At 66.8% G+C, this 2,437-nt stretch carries 3 protein-coding genes; all 3 read right to left on the reverse strand.

Annotation, left to right across the window (positions count from 1 at the left end):
• Window positions 1-344, reverse strand: a 344-nt coding sequence (locus tag GSQ76_RS11545) for an alpha/beta fold hydrolase (RefSeq protein WP_158744083.1), incomplete at its 3' end; no start/stop codon positions are given.
• Between the two features lie 106 nt (window positions 345-450).
• The gene (locus tag GSQ76_RS11550) at window positions 451-1,548 is read right to left on the reverse strand and encodes an alpha-hydroxy acid oxidase (protein ID WP_158744063.1); all 1,098 of its coding nucleotides are present in this window, start codon (window positions 1,546-1,548) and stop codon (window positions 451-453) included.
• A gap of 34 nt (window positions 1,549-1,582) precedes the next feature.
• Window positions 1,583-2,437: substrate-binding domain-containing protein (locus GSQ76_RS11555; protein WP_216851006.1), on the reverse strand; the 855-nt coding region annotated here is incomplete at its 5' end.

The following is a 2,437-nucleotide window of genomic DNA, read 5'->3' on the forward strand; positions in this document are numbered from 1 at the left end:
CCAGCGATCAAGACCAGGCCCATCAGCCCGGCAAGCCCCAATTCCCCGTCTTGGGCACGCCGTGCCAGCACCAGGGCAATCTTCGCGCCCATGCTGTGCCCGGCGATCCACCATTGCGCCGGCCTGAGCGCCCGTATCTTTGCGGCCACGTCATCCGCCATGGCGGCGACCGTGTAGCCCGGCGTTGCCGCGGCATCGCCGAAGCCTGGTAGATCAAGGCAGATGCAGTCGGCGCTGGAGCCCAGCCCCCGTGCGACGTCATCCCAAGTCCTGGCACTACCGCCCAGGAAGTGCAGGCATATCAATACAGGACGGCTGTCGGACTGCGCGCCGGGCGAGAGCATTGGTGTTCCTTTCGCCGGGCGCATGAGCCATCGCTTGCAAACCCGGTGTCACGCAACGCACCGAACCGACCGCAGTTGTCGCCGAGATGCTGCCCGCCGGCTGGGATTATCGCTCGTAGCGCTGTGGCGGCAGATCAAGCAACGGAAAGGCGCTCAGCGCATGTGGCACAACCACCGGCTCGGCCGGGCGCAGAAACGAGGCGTCCAGCTCCGCCATGCTGGTCACGCCCAGCAGGCCGAGGCACTCCACGATCTCCTCCTGCAGCAGCTCCAGCACCCTCACCACGCCGGCGGCGCCCGCGGCAGCCAAGCCATAACAATATAGCCGCCCGATCCCGACGTAATCGGCACCCGCGATGATGGCCTTCACGACGTCGCTGCCTCGGCTGATGCCGCCATCCACGACGATACGAGCACGCCCGGCGACTGCCTGCACGATTTCGGGCAGGACATCCAACGACCCGACGCCATGGTCAAGCTGCCGGCCGCCGTGGTTGGACACGTAAACCATGTCGACCCCCGCCTGGCAGGCCAGATCGGCATCTTCCGCCGTCGCGATGCCTTTCAGGATCAGCGGAATGGCATGCTTGCTGCGGAAACGATGCACCTGATCCCAATTCAGCGCCGCCTGATATTCCATGCCGGGCGTATTGCCACGCCACGGCTTGGAAAACCGGTTGGCGATGTCCCGCTCCCTCCGGCTGTAGATCGCGCTATCGACCGTCAGGCAGAACGCGTCATAGCCGCTCTCGATCGCCCGCCTGGCATGGTCGTCCACCCACGACTCATCGCCACGCACGTAAAGCTGAAACACCTTCGGCCCGGTCGCAGCCGCCGCAACCGCTTCCAGGCCGGATTGCGTGACCGAACTCAGGAAGAACGGAAATCCCGCCTGCCCGGCGCCTTCTGCGACTGCTACGCCGCCAGACATCCGCAGCGATTCCAGGCCGCCGACAGGCGCCAGCAGAACCGGTGACGGTATTCGGTAGCCCAGGAAATCCGCCGACGGATCGATCCGCGACACATCGCGCAGAACGCGCGGCCGGAAACCCAGCCGGTCCAGAGCCAGCCGATTCCGCCGCTGGGTCGTCTCGGTTTCGGTCGCCCCGGTCACGTAATCCCAAAGATTGCGATCGAGAACGCCATGCGCCGCCCGGACAATCTCGTGCAGCGTTTGGAAATCGTTCTCCGACGTCTCAGGCATGCTGCGCTCCCGGATTTTGCCCGAGCTTACGCGATCAGCGCCCGTGCGAAAAGTCGGCCGCCGACTGCATCCCCCGGCCCTTCAGGATGGCAGCGACCGCCGGGCCATGCAGCGCGGCGACCAGGGCGTCGGCAGCGGGCGCGTCCGCCGGGTGGGCACCCAACGCGACTGTGTAGGTGGTGTAGGTCTGCAACGCCTCCGGAAGTGCGCCGGCCAGCACCACGCCGGGCACGGGCAATATCTCGCTAATCTGATGCACCCCAATGGCGGCGTGCCCATCGGCCACCAGATCGGCGACCGCGCCGCCCTGTTTCAGCACCAGCCGCCCCTTGACCGCATCGGCGATGCCCAATGTCGCGAACATGGCCAGCACGGCCGGGCCGCTGGATCCCCCGCTCGCTGGGTCGATCATCGCGATGCTTGGCGCTGCCAGCAGCGTCTGCCGCAACGCCTCCGGCGTGCTGACGTCCGGCACCGGCGCGCCCTGCCGCACCACGACCCCAATGCCGACCCGCGCGACGTCCAGCACCGATGCCGCCTGGATCTCCCCGGCAACCGCCCGAAGCGCCTCCCGCGGGGCGATAAGCACGTCGAAATGCGCGCCGCCCGCGATCTGCCGGGTCAACTCACCGGCCGTGCCGAAGCCGATGTGCAAATGGTCGCCCGTCTGGCGCTCGAAGCCCGGTTGCAGCGCCAGCAAGACCGGCCTGAATGCCCCTGCCGTCAGCACGCTGACATCCGCCGCATAAGCCGAATGGCTAACCGCAGCAATCGACAGGAGCCAGGCAGCAGCGAGCCAGCGAACCGACATGAATGTCCTATCCCAACGGGTGAATGTCGCCCCGAGAATAGTCGATCCGCGCGCTGGCGTCCTGTGCAGCGTGCGAAG

The organism is Acidisphaera sp. L21 (assembly GCF_009765685.1).
GTDB lineage: Bacteria > Pseudomonadota > Alphaproteobacteria > Acetobacterales > Acetobacteraceae > LMUY01.

Excerpts from the sequence above, each read along its gene's own strand:
- GSQ76_RS11550 (WP_158744063.1), bottom strand. The coding sequence starts at position 1,548 with ATGCCTGAGACGTCGGAGAACGATTTCCAAACGCTGCACGAGATTGTC.